The sequence below is a fragment of the Bacteroides luti genome (assembly GCF_900128905.1).
Classification (GTDB): Bacteria; Bacteroidota; Bacteroidia; order Bacteroidales; family Bacteroidaceae; genus Bacteroides; species Bacteroides luti.
The window spans coordinates 1-26289 of record NZ_FQTV01000008.1 but is presented as its reverse complement, the minus strand read 5'-3'; the positions used below and the strand labels follow the sequence as shown (position 1 = coordinate 26289).

Below are 26289 nucleotides of genomic sequence, written 5' to 3'. Positions count from 1 at the left end.
TTGTATGAAAATAGTAAAAATAGCATGTTTGTCTGCTGCTTTGCTTGGCAGCACATTTTCTTTTGCACAAAGTGATGATTTGGGTATGTATACCAGCGTAGAGGTTTCCAGGAAAATTGTTTCAAAACTGGAAGTTTCATTAGAGGAAGAGTTTCGTCTTCGTGATAATCTTAATGAAATAGATCGCTTTTCTACAGCTTTACAACTCTCTTATAAGTTCTGTCCCTATCTAAAAGCTGGTGGAGCATATAATTTAATTAATTACAATCATCCCACTAAAGATTGGGAAATAAGACATCGTTATTATTTCTTCGTTCAGGGAAGTTATGAATTTAATCGTTTTACCATTTCTTTGCGTGAAAGGTTTCAAAGCACGTACCGACAGGGAGTGTCTGAAACGTCAACAAGAGCAAATCCGAAACAGTATATTCGTAGTAAGGTTGCTCTTAGCTACAATATAAAAAACTTCAGCTTTGAACCATATACGTCTTGTGAATTTTATAATTCACTCAATAATAAAACCGGGAATGGATTAGATAAGATTGGATTTATTTTGGGAACGAAATATAAAATAAATAATAAGAATTCATTGGATTTGTATTATAAATACGTAAACTTTGATGAAGACGAGGATGAAACTAATAGTCATATCATAGGTATTGGTTACTCACATAAGTTTTAGTTAATCCAATGATTGTGATCAGGAGTAATATTAAAGTTGTATATTTGTTATAATAACATGTTATAACATGATTAACACAGAAAAGAAACAACAGATTTTAGAGAATTTTATCTATGTAGTTATTTGGTTGATTTTGCTTATAGTACCATTTATTGATGATATTTATAAGCAAAATTCCTCATTTGGCTGGCTTGATATATTTCATACTTGGGAAGGGATGATTCCTTTCCTTCTAATTTTTCTTGTAAATAACTACCTGCTCATGCCACTACTGTTTTTTAAAAAGAAATGGTGGCTTTATCTTGCTTCGGTAGTTGTTACAATTTGTCTGGCAACATCTTTTTCTCCTAATGGCTTTTTTAATCCTCATAAAGGTCCGGAACCGTGGACTAGAAACGAATGGAAATCGGGGCCACCGCTTCCTCGTGATGATAAATTCAAGCCAATGGACACTATGGGTGATAAAGCTATAAATCCCCTTCCCCAGAATATTCCAGGATATAAAGATAAAAAAGAACCTTTTTTGGGGCCTCGTCAGAAAAGCTTTTTGCGTATACCTTTCGTGGGTTTCTTCATGAATAATTTTATAATTGCAATTCTTATTGTTGGATTTAATATTGCTATAAAATTACTATTCCAGTCAATAAGAGATGCACATAGATTAAAGGAGCTCGAAAAGCATAATCTGGAAACAGAACTGGCTTATCTGAAGCATCAGATAAATCCTCATTTTTTTATGAATACACTTAATAATATTCACGCATTAATAGATATTGATACAGAAAAGGCTAAAGAAACGGTGATAGGGCTCTCCAAAATGATGAGGTATGTTTTGTATGATTCCAGTCAACCAACTATAAGTCTTGAGAAAGAAGTTTTTTTTATTCAGAATTATATTGAGCTGATGAAGCTTAGGTATACAGATAAGGTGAACATTAAGCTTTATCTTCCGGAAATAATTCCGTCAGTTCAGATCCCTCCGTTACTGTTTATTTCATTTCTTGAAAATGCATTTAAGCATGGTATTAGTTATCGGAAGGATTCATATATTAACTTTAGTCTTCAAGTTAACGAGAGAGATATTGAATGTTTAGTGACAAACAGTAACTGCGATCAAAAATCTCAAGAACATGAACAAGGTATAGGCCTGGAAAACGTGAGAAAACGTTTGAATCTGCTGTATCCTGACAATTATACATTGAAGATAGATTCTACTGTTGACGAATTTAGTGTATTATTAATTATACCATTATTATGATAAGATGTATTGCTGTTGATGATGAACCGCTGGCGCTTACACAAATTGCTAATTACATAAATAAAGTACCGTTTCTTGAACTCATAAAATCTTGTAGTAGTGCTTATGAAGCAATGGAGGCAATCTCAAATGATGATATTGACTTAATGTTTGTTGATATTAATATGCCCGATTTAAACGGGCTTGATTTTGTGCGTTCTTTGGTAAACAAACCTCTGATTGTTTTTACTACAGCTTATTCTGAGTATGCTATTGAAGGGTTTAAAGTAGATGCACTGGATTATTTATTGAAACCATTCAGTTATAACGATTTTCTTAAATCGGTCAATAAAGTAAAACAGCAGCACGAATTGCTTATGTTGTCGCATAAACAAATGGATGATGATAAACATCTGTTTGTTAAAACAGAATACAGAATAGTAAGGTTGGATGTAGACTCTATAATTTATATAGAAAGTATGAGTGAGTATGTACGTATTCATCTTGTTCAGGAAAAGCCTATTATGTCTCTTTTAAGCATGAAAATTATGGAAGAACGATTACCTGCAGGTAAGTTTATGAGAGTGCATCGTTCATATATCATTAATTTGCAGAAAATTATAGAAATAGCCAAAGGAAGGATTATAATGGAAGGGCAGGTTTACATACCTATTGGCGAGCAATATAAAGATGCTTTTAACCAATATATGGGAAAGAATTTTCTAGGAAAGTAAATATTAGCTGTGTTTTAAAAAGAAAAAGGGGGTGCTTCACAGCGTCCCCTTTTACAAACTTAAAACAACCAACAAAAGAAATAGATAACTCTATTGAGAATTATCTAATGAATAACAATTCTCTATATTTAGGCAATGTCCATAATTGGTCATCGACTATTAATTCTAATTTGTCAATATGGTAACGGATTTCTTCTAGCATAGGAACGATTTTATCGTGGTATGCAATAGCTTTTTCACGTTCTTCTTCAATAATATTAGCTACTTTACGAGTTTCAATCATTTCATCAACTTTTTCTTTGATGAAGATTGTTCTCTTAGCAATATCTTCAATGATTTCTAGGTTCTTAGTAGAAAGTGTGTTAGCTTTTTCTCCTGGGAACAAGTCTTTCATTTTATATACATTGTCAATCAGTTGTGACTGATATTTAGTTGCCATTGGAATAATGTGGTTCATGGCTAAGTCACCTAACACACGAGCTTCAATTTGAATCTTCTTAGTGTAAGTTTCCCATTTAACTTCATTACGTGCTTCCAATTCAACTTTAGTCATTACACCTGTTGTCTCGAACATTTTAATGCTACTTTCATTCAGGTAATTGTCAAAGATAACTGGAACGCTTGTTTCGCAGTCCAAACCACGTTTCAATGCTTCTTCTTTCCATTCGTCGCTGTAACCATTTCCATCGAAGTGGATTGCTTTACTTTCAATAATATATTTACGAACAACTTCAAGAATAGCAGAAATTTTAGGTTCGCCTTTTTCAATAAGAGCATCAACTTCTTTCTTGAAAATAACTAATTGTTCAGCAACAGCAGCATTAAGAGCGATCATTGCAGATGCACAGTTTGCTTCAGAACCTACAGCACGGAACTCGAAACGGTTACCTGTAAAGGCGAAAGGAGAAGTACGGTTACGGTCTGTATTGTCGATCAGCAATTCAGGAATCTGTGGAATATCCAACTTCATACCTTGTTTACCGCTAAGGCTTACTAAATCGTCTTTAGTACTTTCAGCTAAATGTTTCAGAACCTGAGACAATTGTTTTCCTAAGAAGGAAGAAATAATTGCAGGAGGTGCTTCATTTGCTCCTAAACGGTGAGCGTTAGTTGCTGAAGAAATACTAGCTTTCAATAATCCGTTATGACGATATACTGCCATTAATACGTTAGCTACGAAAGTAACAAAACGAAGATTTTCTTCAGATGTTTTACCTGGTCCTAATAATAAGATACCAGTATCTGTACCTAGTGACCAGTTATTGTGTTTACCTGATCCGTTAATGCCTTTGAATGGTTTTTCGTGTAATAAAACACGGAATCCGTGGCGACGAGCCAATTTACGCATCAAAGCCATTACTAATAAGTTATGGTCATTTGCCAAGTTACATTCTTCGAAGATAGGAGCAAGCTCAAACTGGTTTGGTGCAACTTCGTTGTGACGAGTCTTAACAGGAATACCAAGTTTTAAACTTTCAATTTCCAAATCTGTCATGAAAGCTGCAACACGAGTAGGGATTGCACCGAAGTAGTGATCTTCCAACTGTTGGTTCTTAGAACTTTCGTGTCCCATCAAAGTACGACCAGTTAAAAGTAAGTCTGGACGAGCTGCATAAAGACCTTCGTCTACAAGGAAGTATTCTTGTTCCCAGCCTAAATTACAAATTACTTTTTTAACTTCAGGGTTGAAGTAACGAACTACATCTACAGCAGCTTTGTTTACTGCTTGCAAAGCTTTTAAAAGAGGAGCTTTGTAGTCTAATGATTCGCCTGTGTATGCGATGAAGATTGTAGGGATGCACAAAGTGTCGCCAACAATAAATGCAGGAGATGAAGGATCCCATGCTGAATAACCACGAGCTTCGAATGTGTTACGGATACCACCGCTTGGGAAGCTGGAAGCATCTGGTTCTTGTTGAATAAGTAGTTTGCCGCTAAATTCTTCAATCATACCACCTTTTCCATCGTGTTCAACGAAAGCATCGTGCTTTTCAGCAGTACCTTCTGTTAATGGATGGAACCAGTGAGTATAGTGTGTAGCTCCCATTTCCAATGCCCATTTTTGCATTCCTGCAGCAACAGCATCAGCAATATCCCGGTTTAGTGGAGTACCATTATCCATTGCATCCATCAATGACTGGTATACCTTGGTTGGAAGATACTTAAACATTTTTGCTTTGTTAAACACATACTTACCAAAATATTCAGAAGGTCTCTCCTTTGGAGCTGGAACTTCTATAGCTTTCTTTTTAAAAGCTGTCTCTACTACTCTGAATCTTAGATCTGACATACTACCTAAATTTTATTTAATGATATTTGAGTTCTAAATTATTTTATCCAATTTTTTAATCTTCTCATTGCTTCTACGCAATCTTCGCGTGCACCAAAAGCTGTTAAGCGAATATAACCTTCTCCACTTGGACCAAATCCAACTCCTGGAGTTCCAACAATATTTGCTTCATACAACAACTGTTCAAAGAATTTCCATGAAGGCATTCCATTTGGTGTTTTAACCCAAAGATAAGGAGCATTTACACCTCCAAATACTTTTAATCCTGTTGATTCAATGCCTTCTTTCATAATTTTGGCATTGGTCATATAATAGTTGATTATTTCCTTAATCTGTTCTTTTCCTTCTGGAGTATATATAGCTTCAGCAGCTCTTTGAGTAATATAGGATGTTCCGTTAAACTTAGTACACTGACGTCTGTTCCATAATTTGTTCAAAGAAACCTGCTCACCATCTAATGTTATAGCGTTCAGTTCTTTTGGTACAACTGTATATCCACATCTAACACCAGTAAATCCAGCTGTTTTAGAAAAGCTTCTGAATTCTATTGCAACCTTCTTTGCACCTTTAATTTCGTAAATTGAATGTGGAACATCTGGTTCCTGAATATATGCTTCGTAAGCAGCATCATACAAAATCAATGTGTCGTTTTCTAATGCGTAGTTAACCCATTTTTTTAATTCCTCTTTAGTAAGAGTTGTTCCTGTTGGGTTATTTGGATAGCATAGATATAGCATATCAATTCTTCTGTCAGGAATTTGCGGAATGAAATTATTCTCGCTTAAGCAAGGAATATAAACAAGATTACTCCATTTGCCATCAATTAAGTCTCCTGCACGGCCTGCCATAACATTAGAATCGATGTATACAGGGTAAACAGGGTCGGTTATACCAACGCTATTATCGTGGCGAAGAATATCTCCAATGTTTCCGGTATCACTTTTAGCTCCATCATTGATGAAAACTTCACTTGGTTCAAGACTTATACCTCTGCTTGCATAATCATTTTTAATGATTGTCTCGATTAAAAAATTATAGCCTTGTTCAGGACCGTATCCACGAAACGTGCTTTTAGAAGCCATCTCTTCAACAGCATTATGCATAGCTTTTATTACTGCAGGAGGCAATGGTTGAGTTACATCTCCGATTCCAAGACGGATAACATCTTGTTTAGGGTGAGTTACTTTAAATGTATTTACTTTCTTAGCAATATCCGAGAAAAGATAACTACCCGGTAGTTTTAAAAAATTTTCATTTACTAACGCCATATCTATTTGTTGCTTTAAGTTTTTGCGATTAAAGAGTTATTTCGCCTTCGAAAACAGTGACAGCTTCACCTGTCATAAAAACCCTGTCGGTTTGTTCGTCCCATTTTATGTTCAGGCTCCCTCCGTCCATAATGATTTCAACATCACGTTCCGTCTGGCCTATAATAGAACCGGCAACGGCTGTTGCACATGCACCAGTTCCACATGCCATGGTAATTCCGGAACCACGTTCCCAAACTCTCATTCTTACAGTTTTATTATCTATCTTCTGAGCAAATTCCACGTTTACTCTATTTGGAAAAAATGGGTGACGTTCCAAAATTGGTCCAATAACAGGAAGATCTATTTTTTCAATATCATCAATGTAGATTACTAAATGAGGATTTCCCATTGAAATAGCTGTCGCTTTGTAAGTTTGGTTATTTACAGTAATTTCAGCTGAAACTAAATTCTCAGAATTCCCATTAACTAAAACTTCTTCTAATTTAGGAGATCCCATGTCTACAGTAACTTTTGATACTTTATCTCCGGATACAGCAAGATGTAAATGCTTAATTCCTGAAAGAGTGTCAAGAGTAATGTCTTCTTTTTCTGTTATTTTATTATCATATAGATATTTACCAATACAGCGAGATGCATTTCCACACATCATGGCTTCCGAACCGTCTGCATTAAAGATGCGCATGCTGAAATCTGCAATTGGAGATTTTCCGATAAGAACCAATCCGTCAGATCCAATGCCTGTATGATATTTACTCCATTTTATGGCTAATTCTTCAGGATGATCGATAGAGTATTTTAATGTATTGACATATATGTAGTCATTACCCGCACCGTGCATCTTGGTAAATTTAATTAGGTTTGTCATTTTGCATTAAAATTTTGCTTCATTATTTCCTTTTGTCTTTTATAAATGCAAATATACGACATATTGTTTGATTATGCTATTAAAGAATGTCGAATATCTAATTAATTTTGATTAAATAACAATTAATACCAATATTGGTGAAAAAATAATGAATTTATTATTATTGTTAGTACTATTTTATAATATTGTTAGAATTGTTATTTTGTTATGAATCCTTTTTATTTAAATATGCAGTTTTATAAGGCAATAATGGAACAAAAGGATATAAAATACAACTATCTAGATAAATCATTTTGTTATTTAATTATGTAATTTTGGTTTAATTTTGATATAACCACATTAATAATAATGTTATTATGCTATTTGTTGTTTGTTAACTCTTTAGCTAGCTGAGGTTCGTTAGTTGTAATGAAATCAGCACCTTTTTTTATAAGATAATGCATATCTTCTTCTTTGTTCACAGTCCAGACATTGATTTTTATCCCAATTTTTTTTGCTTCAGAAAACCAGTTTTCGTTTTTTATCATTGCATTCAGGTTATAATCTAAACCTATGCATCCAATTTTTTTAAGTTCTTTTGGTGGAAGATCTGCGGTTAAGTATGAAACCTTTGCTTTAGGATCTAAGCGAATTATTTCTTTTACTGTATTCAAACTGAAAGAAATATATTCAACTTTCTTTTTTAGCTTCAGCTTTTTGACCATATCCAGAACTATAGCGGTTAGTGAATCTTCTCTTTCTTTACTGCTATGCGGTTTTAATTCAACAATCAATTTTATGTTTTTGCATTGTTTTCCTTTCAAAAGGTATTCTTCAAGAGTCGGCAAATATTCTCCATTTGCCAATTTTTCTTTTTTAAGCTCTGCAATCGGAGTTTTTTCAATTAGAAGATGATGGTCGTCAGTTGTAGCATTATGATTTATAACTGGAACCCCGTCAGAAGATAGCCAAACGTCGAATTCCGATCCATAAACTTTGATCTCGTTTGCTTTAGTCAAAGCTGCAATTGAATTTTGTGCAGAACCTTCAGTGTTCCAGAATCCCCGGTGAGCTATCACTTTGGTCTTAGCACTTACTGTACCAAATGTAGAAAGGAGAATTCCCAATAAGATAAGTTTTTTAATTTTCATAATGTTGTTGATTAGATTTTAAGGTTGTAAAGATAAAAATATCAATTGAAAAAAATAAAAGAAGGCACTTTTAATTATTTAAAAGTGCCTTCTTTTATTTCTAATATTACAGGATGATTAATAACTTTCGTCGTGTACGCCCTTTACTGCACGTCCACTTGGGTCATTCATGTTCTTGAATGATTCATCCCATGCTAATGCTTCAGCTGTGCTACATGCAACAGATGGAACTGAAGGAACACATTTAGCAGCACTTTCGCTTGGGAAGTGTTCTTCAAAAATACTTCTATAATAATATTCTTCCTTATTCATTGGTGGATTTATAGGGAAACGTTCTGATGCATGAGCCATTTCTTCATCACTTACACGTTCTGAAGTTAAAGCTTTCAGTGAATCAATCCAGTTATATCCCACACCATCACTAAATTGCTCTTTTTGTCTCCATGCTACACTTGCTGGTAACATGTCGGCGAAAGCTTCACGCAAAATCTTTTTCTCAATAGTTTTTCCTGGTGCCATCTTAGCTTCAGGATTAAGTCTCATGGCAACATCCAGGAATTCTTTGTCAAGGAAAGGAACTCTTCCTTCTACACCCCATGCTGACAGAGATTTGTTTGCACGAAGACAATCGTACAAATGCAACTTGCTTATTTTCCGCACTGTTTCTTCATGGAATGCTTTTGCATTTGGTGCTTTATGAAAATAAAGGTAACCGCCAAATATTTCATCGGCTCCTTCGCCAGAAAGAACCATTTTTATACCCATGGATTTAATAACGCGGGCAAGCAAGTACATTGGAGTAGAAGCTCTTACTGTTGTTACATCGTAAGTTTCAATGAAGTAGATTACATCTCTGATTGCATCCAGCCCTTCTTGTACGGTATAGTTAATTTCATGGTGGATAGTTCCGATATGGTCTGCAACCTCCCTTGCTTTAATCAAGTCCGGAGCATTTTTCAAACCAACGGCAAATGAGTGAAGTTGTGGCCACCATGCTTCTGATTTGCCATCAGTTTCCACTCGTTTAGCTGCATATTTCTTTGCAACGGCAGAAATTACTGACGAGTCCAAACCGCCGGAAAGTAGAACACCGTAAGGCACATCACTCATTAACTGACGTTGTACAGCATCTTCAAGAGAATCATGTACATCCGAGCTATATGCATTGTTGTTCTTAACTGCATCATATTCCATCCAGTCGCGAGTGTACCAACGTTTCATTTCACCTTCCTTGCTGTAATAATAGTGTCCTGGAAGGAAAGGCTCGTAACTATCGCAGAAGCCTTCGAGAGCTTTAAGCTCACTGGCAATATAAAGTTTGCCATCTTTGTCGTGACCAATATACAATGGAATTACTCCAATGGGGTCACGTGCAATGAGATATTCGTCTTTTTCAGAGTCATATAATGCAAAAGCGAATATACCGCTTAGGTCTTCGAGGAAATTAATTCCCTTTTTACGATAGAGAGCTAAAATTACTTCGCAGTCGGAACCTGTCTGGAATTGGTATTCTCCTTCAAACTCTTTGCGAATATCACGATGATTATATATTTCTCCATTTACGGCAAGTACAACCTTGCCATCTGAAGAATATAATGGTTGACCTCCGGATTGGGGGTCAACGATAGAAAGGCGTTCATGAGCCAGAATAGCTGAGCCACCGCAATAAATTCCACTCCAATCGGGACCTCGATGGCGGATTTTCTGAGCCATTTTTAAGGCTTTAGCACGTAATTTCTCGCTCTGCGTTTGTATATTGAATATTCCTACAATTCCACACATAATTTATTTGTTTATTTGTTACTTAAAAAAGCATCAATCTCTGAAGCAGCTTTTCGTCCGCCTGCCATTGCTCTTACAACAAGACTAGCTCCTGTAGCAGCATCTCCGGCAGCAAATACCTTAGCTGTTGATGCAGCGGCACGTGAATCAATTGCGATATTTTTGCGGTTATCTACTGCAAGTCCTAATTGTTCAATAATGCCTTCCTGAGTAGGATGTACAAATCCCATTGCTAAGAATACAAGATCGGCTTCAACAATTTCTTTCTTACCAGAAGGAATCATAGCCATACGTCCGTTTTCTCCTTTTTCCCAGGATACTTCTTCTATCTCAACAGCTTTCAACTGTCCGTTTTCTCCAATGAAACGGCATGAATTAATGTTCCAGCGGCGTGTACAACCTTCTTCGTGAGAGCTTGTTGTTTTCAGAACCTGAGGATACATAGGCCATGGAGTATCAGGATTATCATGAACAGGAGGTTTAGGCAGAATTTCAATCTGATTAACGCTTACTGCTCCATGACGATTTGATGTTCCAATACAGTCAGATCCTGTATCACCACCACCAATAATCAATACCTTTTTACCTTTGGCATTTATTAATTCATCTTTATCAAAAGTATGTCCGGCTAAAATTCTGTTTTGCTGACTCAGTAATTCTAATGCAAAGTGTACACCTTTCAGGTTGCGTCCTTCGATTGGAAGGTCTCTTGGAACTTCCGCACCGATACAAACGCATACTGCATCGTTTGAATCAACCAAATCTTTAGCAGAAATGTCTTTGCCGATTTCTGTAGAAGTAACAAATATAACGCCTTCTTGTTTAAGCAGATTAACGCGACGTTCAATAATATTTTTATTTAGCTTGAAGTTTGGAATACCATAACGAAGTAGACCACCCACATCTTCGTGTTTTTCGTAAACAGTAACTTCGTATCCTTTACGGTTTAACTGGTTTGCAACAACCAATCCGGCAGGACCCGAACCTATCACTGCTACTTTCTTTCCATTTCTAACTGGGTGCTTTGGTATAATATAACCTTCGCGGAAAGCAGTTTCAACAATTGCAGCTTCGTTTTCGCGGATAGTTACAGGCTCGTCTGTAGAAAGTTTCAATACGCAACTTTTTTCGCATAAGGCAGGACAGATGCGGCCTGTGAATTCAGGAAAGTCACAAGTGTTTTCCAAAACTTCATAAGCTTCTTTCCATTTTCCTTTGTAAAGAAGATCTTGCCATTCTGGCTGAAGGTTCCCGATAGGACATGCCCAGTGGCAGAATGGTGTACCGCAATCCATGCAACGTGATGCTTGTAATTTGCGGTCATGGCTGTTAAGTGTCTGTTCTACTTCACCGAAGTCAGAAACACGTTCGTGAAGAGGTCTGTATCCGGCCTCTTGTCTATGTATTGTTAAGAATGCTTTTGGATTTCCCATTTCTATTTGTTGATTAAGTAAGAATGATCTGAATAGTTCTCCGATTACTCTAGAGCTAATTTAATAAAGGTGTACACAATAATTTCATAGAGAGTACACTTTGTTGAAATTAGGTGTACACCTTTTTAATATTTATTCTTGATCCGTTTCTTTAGGATTCTATATATAATTAATAATCTCTCTGCACGTTTGCAATCTTTTGTTGCAGTTTCTCCATTTGTTCTTCCTGAAGTACTTTTTTGTATTCAATAGGTACAATCTGAATAAACTGATCAACATACTTTTCCCAAGAGTCGAGCATTGTTTTTGCAAGCTTACTTCCGGTGTAGAAGTAGTGATTGCGAATTAGTTCGTGCAATTCTTTACGGTAACTTGATTCTTCGATTAATGATAATTCAACCATTTCCATGTTACAGAAATAATCAAAGTTTCCGTCTTTATTCCATACATAAGCAACTCCACCACTCATACCGGCTGCAAAGTTACGTCCTGTACTTCCTAAAACAACTATACGTCCACCAGTCATGTATTCACAGCAGTGGTCTCCAACGCCTTCAACTACAGCTGTAGCTCCAGAGTTACGTACTGCAAAACGTTCACCAACTCGTCCGTTTATATATACTTCGCCGCTTGTTGCTCCGTAAAGAAGTGTATTACCGGCAATAGTATTGTTTTCTGCAACAAATGTAGAACGTAAAGGAGGAAGCAAGCTTATACGGCCGCCTGAAAGACCTTTTCCTAAATAGTCGTTAGCTTCACCTTCTAGTTTGAAGTTTACTCCCTTAGTAAGGAATGCACCAAAACTTTGTCCTGCAGATCCTTTGAACTTAATATTTAAAGTATCATCAGGAAGTCCGGCTCCACCATGTTTCTTAGCAATAACTCCACTAAGCATAGTACCAACACTACGATCTGTATTTTCGATAGTGTATTCTAGAGAAACTTCTTTTTCATGTTCTATTGCTTCAGATGCCTGAGCAATGATTGTCATATCCTTCACTTCACCAATAGAATGAATTCTTTCGCCAGTGTGATGTATTGCAGCATCAGTTCCCTGTGAAGGCATATAAGTCAACTTAGAAAGATCTAATAATTCATATTTTACATTGCTGGTAATATGTTTACGTTCAATTAAGTCTGTACGTCCAACAATATCTTCCAATTTTGTGAATCCCATTTCAGCAAGATACTCGCGTACTTCTTCTGCAAGGAAAGTGAAGAAGTTAACCAGGTATTCATGACGACCATGGAATCTCTTACGAAGTTCAGGATCCTGAGTTGCAACACCTACCGGGCAAGTGTTCAAGTGGCATTTACGCATCATAACACAGCCTAAAACAATAAGAGCTGATGTTGCAAATCCGTATTCTTCAGCACCAAGCATAGCCATAAGAACGATGTCACGTCCTGTTTTTAACTGACCGTCAACCTGTAGAACAACATGTCCGCGTAGTCCATTCAGAACTAAAGTCTGTTGAGTTTCAGACAATCCAATTTCCGGAGAAATACCTGCGTAGCGGATTGAGCTTGCAGGACTAGCTCCTGTACCACCTTCAGCACCAGAGATTACAATGTGATCGGCTTTTGCTTTAGCTACACCGGCAGCAATTGTTCCAACACCACTTTCTGCAACAAGTTTCACACTTATGCGAGCCTGTGGATTGATATTCTTCAAGTCGAAGATTAGCTGTGCCAAATCCTCAATAGAATAAATATCGTGGTGAGGTGGGGGAGAGATCAGTGAAATTCCCTTGATTGAGTGACGAGTCTTAGCAATAACTTCGTCTACTTTAAATCCTGGCAACTGACCACCTTCTCCTGGTTTTGCTCCCTGAGCTACCTTAATTTGTATTTCGTCTGCATTTACAAGATATTCAGCAGTTACACCGAAACGTCCGGAAGCTACCTGTTTGATAGCAGAACGCATTGACATACCGTTTTCCAAAGTCTTGAAACGGGCAGCGTCTTCTCCACCTTCTCCAGTGTTACTCTTTCCGCCAATCTTATTCATGGCAAGTGCCATTGTTTCGTGTGCTTCACGGCTGATAGAACCAAATGACATAGCTCCTGTAACGAATCGCTTCATAATTTCTGAAGCTGGTTCAACCTGGTCAATAGAAATAGGATTCTTTTTAAAGCCTAAGAAGTCGCGAAGGAAAATCGGAGCTTCTTTGCCATCTACCAAGTGAGAGAATTCTTTGAACTTTTTATAACTTCCCAATCGGGTAGCAAGTTGCAAAGTAGAAATAGTTTCAGGATTCCAAGCGTGTTGTTCTCCACCCTTACGGAAACTGTAAATTCCTTTATTTTTAAGATCTTCAAAACCTTCAGCACCAAATCCTTCAGCATGCATCTGTACAGCATCGGCTGCAATCTCATCAAGACGAATACCGCCAATAGTTGAGTTTATACCACCAAAGTATGCGTTGCTAAGTTCTTGGCTCAAACCTACAGCTTCGAATATTTTCGCACCACGGTAACTACGGATAGTACTAATACCCATTTTAGACATAACCTTGAAGAGACCTTTGCAGATAGATTTAATATAATTCTTTTCTGCAGTTGCATAATCAAGCTGAATTTCTTGTTTTGCAATCAGGTTATCCAGAACAGCGAATGCCATATAAGGATTGATGGCGCTTGCACCAAAGCCTAACAACAAAGCTGCGTGCATTACTTCGCGTATTTCGCCACTTTCAACGATCAATGCTGTCTGTACGCGTTTCTGAACTGATATCAAATGATGATGCACGGCACTAACTGCAAGTAATGCAGGGATAGCTGCGTGAGTTGCATCTACGTCTTTATCAGAAAGTACAATATAGTTAACGCCATCAGTAACTGACTTTTCAGCTTGCTTACAAAGGTTTGCCAATGATTCTTCCAATCCGGCTTTTCCTTTGTTTACATCAAATAATATAGGAAGTTTTACTGTGTTGAATCCTTTGTATCTGATGTTGCACAAAATATCTAATTGAGCATTGCTTAATATAGGGTGATTTAGTTTTACCATCTTGCAATGTTCTTCATTTGGAGTAAGTATGTTCATACCTACAGCACCGATGTATTCAGTCAACGACATAACTAGCTGCTCACGTAATGGGTCAATCGGCGGATTGGTTACCTGAGCGAATTGTTGACGGAAGTAGTTGTATAACAACTGAGGTTTTGTAGAAAGAACAGCCAGTGGGGTATCGTTACCCATAGAAGCCAAAGGTTCAGCTCCATTAGATCCCATTGGAATAATAAGCTTTTCGATATCTTCCTTAGAATATCCAAATGTGTGAAGCATACGGTCGTATTTCTCTACCTTATGAGATACTTTTCTTCCGGTTTGAATCTTATCCAGATCAATACGGTTGCTTGCCAACCAAGTGCGATAAGGTTTAGCTTCTGCTAATTGCTTTTTAATTTCGCCATCGTAGTAAACTTCACCTTTCTCAGTATCAATTAATAAAATCTTACCAGGTTGTAAACGACCTTTTTCTTTTATTTCGTTTGCTTCAAAGTTCATAACGCCAACTTCTGAAGCAACAACCATCATGTCATTTTTTGTGATCAGATAACGTGCAGGACGAAGACCATTTCTGTCAAGCATACCTCCTGCGTATCTTCCGTCAGAGAATAGCAATGCAGCTGGACCATCCCATGGTTCCATTAAAATAGAGTGATATTCATAGAAAGCTTTCAAATCTTCAGAAATAGGATTCTTCTCGTTGAAGCTTTCAGGTACTAACATTGCCATTGCGTGAGGCAAGCTTAGTCCTGACATCACTAGGAACTCAAGAACATTATCAAGTGAAGCACTATCGCTCATTCCTTTTTGAACAATAGGGCGAATGTCTTTTAAATCACCTAAAAGAGGTGAGCTAAGAACACTTTCTCTTGCTTCCATCCAACCGCGGTTACCACGAATAGTGTTAATTTCTCCATTGTGTGCCAACAAACGGAAAGGTTGAGCTAAAGACCAAGTTGGGAAAGTGTTGGTACTAAAGCGAGAGTGTACTAAAGCTAATCCACTGGTGAAATAGCTATTAGTTAAATCTGGGAAATAATGTCTCAGTTGTGAAGATGACAACATTCCCTTATATATAATGCTCTTACTAGATAAAGATACAATATAAAATTCTTTTTTTGAATCAATAGAAGATGAATTTACAAGATTCTCAATTCTCTTCCTTATAATATATAGTTTTCGTTCTGCAGTTGCAGAGTCCGTAAATCCAGTGATAAATACTTGTTTTACATCTGGCTCAGAAGCAAGTGCATCCTTACCAAGTATACTAGGATTTGTAGGAACATCACGAAGATGCATTAAACGAAGTCCTTCTTTTTCAATTTCTTTAGTGACAATGTCTAAAAGTAATACTTGGTCATTTAAGTTTTTAGGAAGGAATAAAAGGCCAGTTCCATATTTGCCCTTTTCTGGTACAGGAATACCTTGTAGCAAAATGAACTCATGAGGAATCTGCAGCATAATTCCTGCTCCATCACCGGTCTTATTATCTGCGCCTTCTGCGCCGCGGTGCTGCATGTTTTCTAATACTTTCAGAGCAGATTCTACAATTTCATGTGATTTACCACCATGGATGTTTACTAGCATACCAACTCCACATGCGTCATGCTCGTTAGCAGCGCTGTATAAACCTGCATGATCTGGTTGCTGCTGATAAGGAATTACTGTTTGTTTGTTGTTAAAAAGTTCTCGATTCTTCATTCTAATTGACTTTATTATACGATATCATTCATTTGCGTTATCAAAATGATTTGCAAAACTACGAATAAATTTCATTTTGATACATTTATTTCTATTATTATTTGTTAATAATTTAGTTTTTCTTCTGTAAAAACGTTAATCTGTAATGATATTGCATTTAAAAATTACAATCTTGTTTATTATTTAATTGTTTTGTTTCAATGTGAAAGTTTAATAAAATGAGTGTTAGATTTGTGCTCTTATAAGCATAAAGTTATGAAAGAATGTTTTTTCAAATTAAAATGCTAAATATATAGATAATAATGCCTATCTTTGCACGAAATTTAAATCTTATATAGAAAATGTGTGGTATAGTAGGTTACATAGGTAAAAAAGACGCTTATCCAATTCTAATAAAAGGATTAAAACGACTGGAATATAGAGGCTATGATAGTGCAGGAGTTGCATTGATTAGTAAAGATCAACAATTAAATGTATATAAGGCAAAAGGCAAAGTTTCTGAATTAGAGGAATTTGTTGCTCAAAAAGATATTTCTGGCAATATAGGTATTGCTCACACTCGTTGGGCTACTCATGGCGAACCTTGCCAGGCAAATGCTCACCCTCATTACTCTTCCACCGAAAGTCTTGCACTTATCCATAATGGTATTATTGAAAATTACGCAGTATTAAAAGAAAAACTTCAAGCTAAAGGTTATACTTTTAGAAGTAGTACTGATACTGAGGTCTTGGTTCAGCTTATAGAATATATTAAGGTAACTCAAGATCTTGATTTACTAACTGCTGTTCAGTTGGCATTAGGTGAAGTAATTGGTGCTTATGCTATTGCTGTGTTAGAGAAAAATAATCCAAATGAGATTATTGCGGCTCGTAAAAGTAGTCCTTTGGTTGTAGGTATTGGAGAAGATGAGTTTTTTCTTGCATCTGATGCTACGCCTATTGTAGAATATACAGATAAGGTTGTGTATCTTGAAGATGAAGAAATTGCAGTAATCAAGCGCAATGAAGATCTTAAAGTAGTAGATTTGAATAATGTGGTTATGAACCCTGAAATCTCTACTGTAGCTCTGAATTTAGGTCAGCTTGAAAAAGGTGGTTATCCTCATTTTATGTTGAAGGAGATCTTTGAACAGCCAGATTGTATTCACGATTGTATGCGTGGACGTATAAATGTAGAAGGAACAAATGTTGTACTCTCTGCAGTTATTGATTATAAAGAGAAGTTACTTAAGGCAAACAGATTTATAATTGTTGCTTGTGGAACTTCATGGCATGCTGCTTTAATTGGAAAACATCTGATTGAAAGCTTCTGCCGTATTCCTGTGGAAGTAGAATATGCATCCGAGTTTCGTTATCGCGACCCTGTGATTTCAGAAGATGATGTAGTTATTGCAATTTCACAGTCTGGAGAAACAGCCGATACATTAGCAGCGGTTGAACTGGCAAAAAGTAAAGGTGCATTTATATATGGTATCTGTAATGCTATCGGGTCTTCAATTCCGAGAGCAACACACACCGGATCATATATCCATGTTGGACCTGAAATTGGTGTAGCATCAACAAAAGCATTTACTGGACAGGTTACAGTGCTAACTATGTTGGCTCTGACTTTGGCTAAAGAGAAAAACTCAATTAGCCAGGAAGAATTTCTGAATGTGGTTCATGAATTGAATCAGATTCCGGAAAAAATGAAAAAGATATTAGAAAATAATGATAAAATAGCTCAGCTTTCTAAGATTTTCACCTATGCGCATAATTTTATATATTTAGGTCGCGGATACAGTTATCCAGTAGCTTTGGAAGGTGCTTTAAAATTAAAAGAAATCTCATATATTCATGCAGAAGGTTATCCGGCTGCCGAAATGAAACACGGACCAATTGCATTAATTGATGCAGAAATGCCGGTTGTAGTAGTTGCCACCCAGAATGGTATGTATGAGAAACTGATTAGCAATATTCAGGAAATAAAAGCACGTAAAGGAAAAGTTATTGCTATAGTAACTGAAGGTGATGAAGTGGTTAAAAATATTGCAGATTACTGCATTGAATTGCCTGAAACAATTGAATGTCTTGATCCACTGGTTGCAACAGTTCCACTTCAGTTATTGGCTTATCACATTGCCGTATGTAAAGGTATGGATGTTGATCAGCCACGAAATCTTGCGAAATCTGTAACAGTAGAATAGAAGTATATTTTTATATGGAACCATTAAAACATGAATGTGGCGTAGCAATGATCCGCTTACTGAAGCCTTTGGAATACTATGAGCAGAAGTATGGCACATGGATGTATGGGCTGAATAAACTCTATCTTTTGATGGAGAAACAGCACAACCGTGGGCAAGAAGGAGCTGGATTAGCTTGTGTAAAATTGGAAGCAAACCCGGGAGAGGAGTATATGTTCCGTGAAAGAGCATTAGGCACCGGAGCTATAACTGAAATATTTGGTGCAGTGCAATCTAATTTTAAGGATCTTACTCCTGAAAAATTACATGATGCCGATTATGCCAAACGTTGTCTTCCTTTTGCAGGAGAACTCTACATGGGTCACCTTCGCTACAGTACCACAGGAAAGAGTGGTATTTCTTATGTTCATCCGTTCCTTCGTCGAAATAACTGGAGAGCAAAGAATTTAGCTCTGTGCGGAAACTTCAATATGACGAATGTTGATGAAATCTTTCAGCGTATAACTGAAACAGGTCAACATCCACGCCGATATTCAGATACATATATAATGCTGGAACAGGTTGGTCATCGCCTGGACCGTGAAGTTGAACGCCTTTTTCAACAAGCTGAAGCTAAAGGGTTGAAAGGGATGGATATAACTCATGCAATTGAAGATCAGGTTGACTTGGTGAATGTTTTAAAGACTTCAAGTGATGTGTGGGATGGGGGATATGTGATTTGTGGTATTACAGGTAGTGGCGAATCATTCTCTTTCAGAGATCCATGGGGTATTCGTCCAGCTTTTTATTATCATGATGATGAAATTGTAGTTTTAGCTTCAGAAAGACCAGTCATCCAAACAGCAATGAATGTTCCGGATGAGGAAGTAAAAGAACTCAATCCTGGTGAAGCTATTCTTGTTGACAAAACCGGAAATATTCGTATGGCTCAGATTAATGAGCCAAAGAAATATAATGCTTGTTCTTTCGAAAGAATATATTTTTCACGCGGTAGCGATAAAGATATATATAATGAACGTAAAGCTTTGGGAAGTAATTTGGTTCAACCAATTCTTAAAGCCATAGACAATGATCTTGAACATACCGTTTTCTCTTTCATTCCTAATACAGCCGAGGTTGCTTTTTATGGAATGCTTGAAGGTTTTGATAATTATCTGAATCATTTGAAAATTAGCAAGATTGCTTCGGCAGGTCATCAGCTAAAATACGAGGAATTGGATAAAATCCTATCAATGCGTATTCGTTCAGAAAAAGTAGCTATTAAAGATATTAAGTTACGTACATTTATTGCTGAAGGTAACACCAGAAATGACCTTGCTGCCCACGTTTATGATATAACTTACGGCAGTATTGTTCCGCATGTGGATAATCTGGTAGTGATAGACGATAGTATAGTTCGGGGAACAACGTTAAAGCAGAGTATTATTGGTATTCTGGACAGACTTCATCCTAAGAAAATAGTGATTGTATCATCTTCACCTCAGGTACGTTATCCGGATTATTATGGTATTGACATGGCACGGATGAATGAATTTATTGCTTTCCGTGCAACTATAGCATTACTTAAAGAAAGGAATAAGCAGCATATAATTAAAGAAGCCTATAAAAAATCCAAAGAGCAGCAGAACCTTCCGAAGGAACAGATTGTTAATTATGTCAAGGAACTCTATGCTCCGTTTACCGATGAAGAAATTGCGGCAAAGATGGTTGAGCTTCTGACGCCTGAAGGTACTAAGGCTAAAGTTGAAATCGTGTATCAGCATTTGGAGGGACTCCACGCTGCATGTCCGAAGAACCCTGGTGATTGGTATTTCACGGGAGATTATCCGACCCCTGGCGGTAACAAGCTCGTTAATGAAGCTTTTATTACATATATGGAAAAAGTTTACAGTGATTAAACTTTATTTAAATTGCATTGCTCAAATTAAGAGCAATGCAATTTATTCAATATACCCTATGCAACTTTAATTTAAAAGTTGTTCGGTTTAGTAAAGAGGCAAAATAAATTAGTAGTTTTGCTAAATGTAGAAGAACATTATATTTAAGAACAAGAGATATAACAAAAGAATGCAAAAAGAAAAGAATGTTTTATTGATTCTCGATGATGGAAGCATTTTCAAAGGAAAATCCTTCGGTTACGAGAAAGCTATTGCGGGAGAGGTAGTGTTTAATACTGCCATGATGGGATATCCCGAGAGTTTGACCGATCCATCTTATTCCGGTCAGATAATGACGCTAACTTTTCCTTTAGTAGGTAACTATGGTGTTCCTCCAAGAAGTGAGAAAGACGGACTTTCAACTTTTATGGAATCGGAAAAAATCCACGCTGAAGGTATTATCGTTTGTGACTATTCATGGGAATATAGCCACTGGAATGCAGTAGAAAGCCTTGAAAGCTGGTTGAAAAGCGAAAAAGTTGTAGGTATTTACGGTATTGATACTCGTGAATTAACAAAATTGCTTCGCGAAAAAGGTTCAATGAAGGGTAAAATTGTATTCCCTGAAGAAAACGGGGAATTAAAACCAGAAAATGATGTTCCTTTTGTAGATCCAAATCTTATTAATCAGGTTGCACGTGTTAGCTGCAAAGAGGTTATTACTTATGGAAATGGAAAAAAGAAAGTACTGTTAGTGGATTGTGGAGTAAAACACAATATCATTCGCTGCTTGCTTAAAAGAGATGTTACTGTAATCAGAGTTCCATGGGATTATGACTTTAATACAATAGAATATGATGGATTATTCATATCAAACGGACCGGGTGACCCTAATATGTGCGATGTTACTGTTCAGAACATTCGTAAAGCATTGAATGGAGATAAACCAATTTTCGGAATCTGTATGGGTAACCAGTTGCTTTCTAAAGCAGGAGGAGCTAATATCTATAAATTGAAGTATGGTCACCGTAGTCATAACCAACCAGTGCGTATGGTAGGTACAAACAGATGTTTTATTACCAGTCAGAATCACGGATATGCAGTAGACAATGCTACATTGACAAGTGATTGGGAACCATTCTTCATTAATATGAATGATAATACCAATGAAGGTATAAAACATAAAACGAAACCATTCTTCTCAGTGCAATTCCATCCTGAAGCAGCGAGTGGTCCAACGGACACAGAATTCTTGTTCGATAAATTTGTAGAGATGCTCTAATATTAAAAAGAATAATCAATGAAAGATAAAATAGAGAAAGTATTAATACTTGGTTCCGGTGCTTTGAAAATTGGAGAAGCCGGAGAATTTGACTATTCCGGTTCGCAGGCTTTGAAAGCTTTGCGTGAAGAAGGTATTCAAACGGTGTTGATTAATCCGAATATTGCTACTGTTCAAACATCTGAGGGGGTTGCCGATACTATTTATTTTTTGCCGGTCACTCCCTTTTTTGTAGAAAAGGTAATTCAGAAGGAAAAACCTCAGGGTATTTTGCTTGCTTTTGGTGGACAGACTGCATTGAATTGCGGTGTTGAACTATATAGAGCAGGTCTTCTTGAAAAATATAATGTAGAAGTATTAGGAACTCCGGTGCAGGCTATCATAGATACTGAAGACCGTGAGCTTTTCGTTAATAAACTTAATGAAATCGATGTTAAGACTATAAAGAGTGAAGCTGTAGAAAATATTGTGGACGCAAGACGCGCTGCAAAGGAACTTGGCTATCCTGTAATTATTCGTGCAGCTTATGCATTGGGTGGTCTTGGATCTGGTTTCTGCGATAACGAAGAAGAACTAAATAAATTAGCTGAAAAGGCTTTCTCTTTCTCGCCTCAGGTATTGGTTGAAAAATCATTGAAAGGCTGGAAAGAAATAGAATATGAAGTTGTTCGTGACCGCTTCGATAACTGTATCACGGTTTGTAACATGGAGAACTTCGACCCGCTGGGAATTCATACCGGTGAAAGTATCGTAATTGCTCCTTCGCAAACTCTGACTAACAGCGAATATCATAAACTACGTGAGCTTGCCATACGTATTATCCGTCACATCGGAATCGTTGGTGAGTGTAATGTGCAGTATGCTTTCGACCCGGAAAGTGAAGACTACCGTGTCATCGAAGTAAATGCCCGTTTGAGTCGTTCTTCAGCATTAGCTTCTAAAGCAACAGGATATCCATTGGCATTCGTTGCAGCTAAGCTTGGATTAGGTTATGGATTGTTCGATTTAAAGAATTCTGTAACAAAAACTACTTCTGCATTCTTTGAACCAGCTCTTGACTATGTAGTTTGTAAGATTCCACGTTGGGATTTAGGTAAATTCCGCGGAGTAGATCGTGAATTAGGTAGTAGCATGAAATCGGTAGGAGAGGTTATGGCTATTGGTCGTACCTTCGAAGAAGCTATTCAGAAGGGTCTTCGTATGATTGGTCAGGGAATGCACGGTTTTGTGGAAAACAAAGAACTGGTTATCGAGGATATTGATAAGGCTCTTCAAGAACCAACAGATAAACGTGTATTTGTTATCAGCGAGGCTTTCAGAGCAGGATATACTATTGATCAGATACATGATTTGACAAAGATTGATAAATGGTTCCTTCAGAAATTGATGAATATAGTAAATACTGCTAAGGAGCTTGACTCAATTGATTCATTAGAAGCCCTTTCATCCGATTTACTACGTAAAGCTAAAGTTCAGGGATTTTCTGATTTCCAGATAGCTCGCGCTGTTCTGAAGAATGGAAATGATATGGAAAAGGCTATGTTGAAGGTACGTGCTTATCGTAAGTCATTTAACATACTTCCGGTTGTAAAACAGATCGATACACTTGCAGCTGAATATCCAGCTCAAACAAACTATCTGTATCTAACATACAGCGGAATTGCAAATGATGTTCATTATTTGGGCGACCACCGATCAATTGTAGTTCTAGGTTCTGGTGCTTACCGTATTGGTAGTTCTGTTGAGTTCGACTGGTGTGGAGTTAACGCACTGAATACAATCCGAAAGGAAGGCTGGCGCAGTGTAATGATCAACTATAATCCTGAAACTGTATCTACAGATTATGATATGTGTGATCGTCTTTATTTTGATGAACTTACATTTGAACGTGTGTTAGATATCCTCGAACTGGAAAACCCACACGGTGTAATTGTATCTACCGGCGGTCAGATTCCAAATAATCTGGCAATGAGATTGGATGAACAGAACATCAATATTCTTGGAACTTCAGCTAAAAGCATTGATAATGCAGAAGACAGAAATAAATTCTCTGCAATGTTAGACCGCATTGGCGTGGATCAGCCGGCATGGAGAGAACTAACCAGCATGGAAGATATTAACGACTTTGTTGCAGAAGTTGGATTCCCGGTATTGGTTAGACCTTCATACGTGCTAAGTGGTGCTGCAATGAATGTTTGCTCTAATCAGGAAGAATTGGTTCGATTCTTACAATTGGCAGCAAATGTTTCTAAAAAGCATCCGGTTGTTGTAAGTCAGTTTATCGAGCATGCTAAAGAAGTTGAAATGGATGCAGTTGCAGAGAATGGTGAGATCATTGCTTATGCTATCAGCGAACATATTGAATTTGCCGGTGTGCACTCTGGTGACGCTACAATTCAGTTCCCTCCACAGAAACTTTATGTAGAAACAGTACGTAGAATTAAACGAATCTCTAAGCAAATCGCTAAAGAGCTGAACATTTCTGGTCCATTCAATATTCAGTATCTAGCTAAGGATAATGATATTAAAGTTATCGAATGTAATCTTCGTGCTTCTCGTAGTTTCCCATTTGTGAGCAAAGTTTTAAAGATCAACTTTATTGAACTGGCTACAAAGATCATGTTGGGATTACCAGTAGAGAAACCAGAGAAAAGCTTGTTTGATCTTGATTACGTAGGTATTAAGGCATCTCAGTTCTCATTCTCTCGTCTACAAAAAGCTGACCCAGTGTTAGGGGTCGATATGGCTAGTACGGGTGAAGTTGGCTGTATTGGGTCTGATACTTCTTGCGCAGTATTAAAATCAATGCTTTCTGTAGGCTACAAGATACCTAAAAAAAATATTCTTTTATCTACAGGTACAGCGAAGGATAAAACAGATATGCTATCTTCAGCAAGTCTTCTTGTTGAAAAAGGATATAACTTGTTTGCAACAGGAGGTACACATAAGTTCCTTGAAGAAAATGGTATTCCAAATACATTAGTATATTGGCCAAGCGAAGAGGGAACACCTCAGGCTTTGGATTTACTTCATAATAAAGAAATTGATATGGTGGTAAATATACCAAAGAACCTGACTCCTGGCGAGCTTACTAATGGATATAAGATCCGTCGTGCAGCCATTGATTTAAATATTCCGCTGATAACCAATCCTAGATTAGCAAGTGAATTTATTACTGCTTTCTGTAGTATAAATCTTGATGACTTGCAGATTAAGAGTTGGGACGAATATAAGTAAGCTTTATATAGCTTTTATCTATAAAAAGTATAAAGTTTAATATAACAACTGCGTTAGCAAAATTAGTTTTTGCTAACGCAGTTTCTTTTTAGCAAGATCTGAATACAAACAAATATTTTTTTGCAGTTTATCTCCCTATCTGCTACTAAATTGATTTAAGCTATTGATAAATAATGCTTTAAGTTGGTGTAAGATAAACTTTATATACAATTTATCTGCCACTAAACCGTGTTTATCTACCACTAAAATCAGTTATCTGCCACTAACTGGCTATTTAAGTTACGCTGTAATTTGAAAGACAACAGTTCGCTCTACTTTCTGGTTTATTACATCATATTTAATTTGTTTCCCGATTTTCCTATTTTAGCTAAGTAAGCCTTCGGCCCAGAACCCATAAGTCTACAGCCGAAAACCCATGGGACTTTATTCGAGAACCCATAAGCCCTTGGCTGCGGGCTTACTTATGTTTCTTTGCAAAATTAGTTAATCTGGCAGGGAGAAGCGCTAAACGAGTCCATCATTACAATTTATATTCATTTTTATCGTATGCTCAATAAGTTGAAATTCCTCACCAATAATTAATGATAATATCGGCTATGATGTTCTAGAGCGTTTAATCTAGTGGTAGATAAAGCTGCTTTGTAGCAGATAAGCCCGATTTTGTAGCAGATGATTGGTTGAATATTTTTATCTGCTACTAACAGAAAGTCCTTGTTCAAAGGCTTTCTGCGTATTTTAGTGGAAGATGTGGAAGATCAATTTTGTTTTTGCTTGTTATAATGAACAATAGAAGATCATTAAAAATAATCCGCAATCTGCGCTGCATTTAGAAATGCAAGCTAATTATTATTGCTCAAATTATTTGCTGCATTATCAAGCAAAGCTATATTCTTGAGGTGAATTGTCATTTTTAAGATTAAATACGATATCAAATATGGTACTAATAAAATTCTCTAATTCGAAATTCTTTTTTCTTTCAACTGTATTTGTACGCCTTAAAGAGCCTCTAATAGTGATTATAGAGAATATCTTCTTTCGCGCGCGTATATATTATGTATATCCAAGAGAGCCTTTCTTGAACCTCTTCTAAAATCACTAAAAAATATGTTCTACAACACAGTTGTAGTTCAGCGACTTAAGTGTTATCTGCAAAAAAAGTGAGAAAAAAGAGTGAGATATATTTGGATTGGTAGGAATAAAGGTCTACTTTTGCACCCGCTTTGCAAGAGAGACAGAGTGTTGATTGAAATGCTGGTTCTTCGGGATGTTTGAAGAAAAAAACTTTTAAAAAAGTTGCTCTAAAATTTGGAACGTATCACTTAAAAGTCTTATCTTTGCATCCGCTTTCGCTTCGAAAGAAGCGCTTAGAGCAAACAAAAAGCAATCGTTCTTTGAAGAGATTATAAATAAACGAAACAAGTAGTACAAGAGCATTAAGTGCGTGTATTGATACATGTACTTGGTAAAAATAAAATGCGAACCGTCAATTAAGATAAACGGAATCCTGATCAGAATTTAAATGAAACTTTTACAATGAAGAGTTTGATCCTGGCTCAGGATGAACGC

General features: G+C 36.8%; 14 protein-coding genes. 7 read left to right on the top strand and 7 right to left on the bottom strand.

The genetic code is table 11. The features are described 5' to 3' along the window. Positions 1 to 4 precede the first annotated feature (4 nt). The 3 genes from BUC21_RS08545 to BUC21_RS08535 all read left to right on the top strand — a co-directional run bounded on the left by BUC21_RS08545 (position 5) and on the right by BUC21_RS08535 (position 2653). Positions 5 to 682, top strand: coding sequence for a DUF2490 domain-containing protein (locus tag BUC21_RS08545; protein WP_073401257.1), 678 nt, complete (start codon positions 5 to 7; stop codon positions 680 to 682). Positions 683 to 749: 67 nt separating this feature from the next. Beyond that, positions 750 to 1940, top strand: a complete 1191-nt coding sequence (locus BUC21_RS08540; RefSeq protein ID WP_073401255.1) for a sensor histidine kinase — start codon at positions 750 to 752, stop codon at positions 1938 to 1940. After that, positions 1937 to 2653 (top strand): LytR/AlgR family response regulator transcription factor, encoded by a 717-nt coding sequence (locus BUC21_RS08535; protein WP_073401253.1) that lies wholly within the window; start codon positions 1937 to 1939, stop codon positions 2651 to 2653. The genes BUC21_RS08540 and BUC21_RS08535 overlap by 4 nt, the downstream gene beginning before the upstream one ends. Positions 2654 to 2753: 100 nt before the next feature. Here BUC21_RS08535 and BUC21_RS08530 read toward each other — a convergent pair whose 3' ends face one another. The 7 genes from BUC21_RS08530 to gltB all read right to left on the bottom strand — a co-directional run bounded on the left by BUC21_RS08530 (position 2754) and on the right by gltB (position 16141). After that, positions 2754 to 4943 carry a glutamine synthetase III family protein gene (locus BUC21_RS08530; protein ID WP_073401250.1) on the bottom strand — a complete coding sequence of 730 codons (2190 nt, stop codon included), beginning with the start codon at positions 4941 to 4943 and terminating at the stop codon, positions 2754 to 2756. 38 nt (positions 4944 to 4981) lie between these two features. Then, positions 4982 to 6211 carry an LL-diaminopimelate aminotransferase gene (locus BUC21_RS08525; protein ID WP_073401247.1) on the bottom strand — a complete coding sequence of 410 codons (1230 nt, stop codon included), beginning with the start codon at positions 6209 to 6211 and terminating at the stop codon, positions 4982 to 4984. 28 nt (positions 6212 to 6239) lie between these two features. Then, the gene (dapF, locus tag BUC21_RS08520) at positions 6240 to 7079 is read right to left on the bottom strand and encodes a diaminopimelate epimerase (protein ID WP_073401245.1); all 840 of its coding nucleotides are present in this window, start codon (positions 7077 to 7079) and stop codon (positions 6240 to 6242) included. Between the two features lie 359 nt (positions 7080 to 7438). Next, complete coding sequence (locus tag BUC21_RS08515) at positions 7439 to 8209, bottom strand: glycerophosphodiester phosphodiesterase family protein (RefSeq protein ID WP_073401243.1); 771 nt, start codon at positions 8207 to 8209, stop codon at positions 7439 to 7441. A gap of 117 nt (positions 8210 to 8326) precedes the next feature. Then, positions 8327 to 9991 carry an asparagine synthase B gene (gene asnB, locus BUC21_RS08510; protein ID WP_073401241.1) on the bottom strand — a complete coding sequence of 555 codons (1665 nt, stop codon included), beginning with the start codon at positions 9989 to 9991 and terminating at the stop codon, positions 8327 to 8329. 11 nt (positions 9992 to 10002) lie between these two features. After that, entirely contained in the window at positions 10003 to 11424 is a 1422-nt protein-coding gene (locus BUC21_RS08505; RefSeq protein WP_073401239.1) for a glutamate synthase subunit beta, read from the bottom strand. 169 nt (positions 11425 to 11593) lie between these two features. Then, the gene (gltB, locus tag BUC21_RS08500) at positions 11594 to 16141 is read right to left on the bottom strand and encodes a glutamate synthase large subunit (protein WP_073401237.1); all 4548 of its coding nucleotides are present in this window, start codon (positions 16139 to 16141) and stop codon (positions 11594 to 11596) included. Between the two features lie 341 nt (positions 16142 to 16482). Between gltB and glmS the strand changes: the two genes are divergently transcribed. From glmS to carB, 4 genes are all read left to right on the top strand, one after another. After that, on the top strand, positions 16483 to 18327 hold the full coding sequence (gene glmS / locus BUC21_RS08495; protein WP_073401235.1) for a glutamine--fructose-6-phosphate transaminase (isomerizing): 1845 nt from the start codon (positions 16483 to 16485) through the stop codon (positions 18325 to 18327). 14 nt (positions 18328 to 18341) lie between these two features. Beyond that, positions 18342 to 20225 carry an amidophosphoribosyltransferase gene (locus BUC21_RS08490; protein WP_073401233.1) on the top strand — a complete coding sequence of 628 codons (1884 nt, stop codon included), beginning with the start codon at positions 18342 to 18344 and terminating at the stop codon, positions 20223 to 20225. A 169-nt stretch (positions 20226 to 20394) separates the two neighbouring features. Next, on the top strand, positions 20395 to 21486 hold the full coding sequence (carA, locus tag BUC21_RS08485; RefSeq protein WP_073401232.1) for a glutamine-hydrolyzing carbamoyl-phosphate synthase small subunit: 1092 nt from the start codon (positions 20395 to 20397) through the stop codon (positions 21484 to 21486). Positions 21487 to 21504: 18 nt separating this feature from the next. Continuing rightward, on the top strand, positions 21505 to 24723 hold the full coding sequence (gene carB / locus BUC21_RS08480; protein WP_073401229.1) for a carbamoyl-phosphate synthase (glutamine-hydrolyzing) large subunit: 3219 nt from the start codon (positions 21505 to 21507) through the stop codon (positions 24721 to 24723). Positions 24724 to 26289: the final 1566 nt, after the last annotated feature.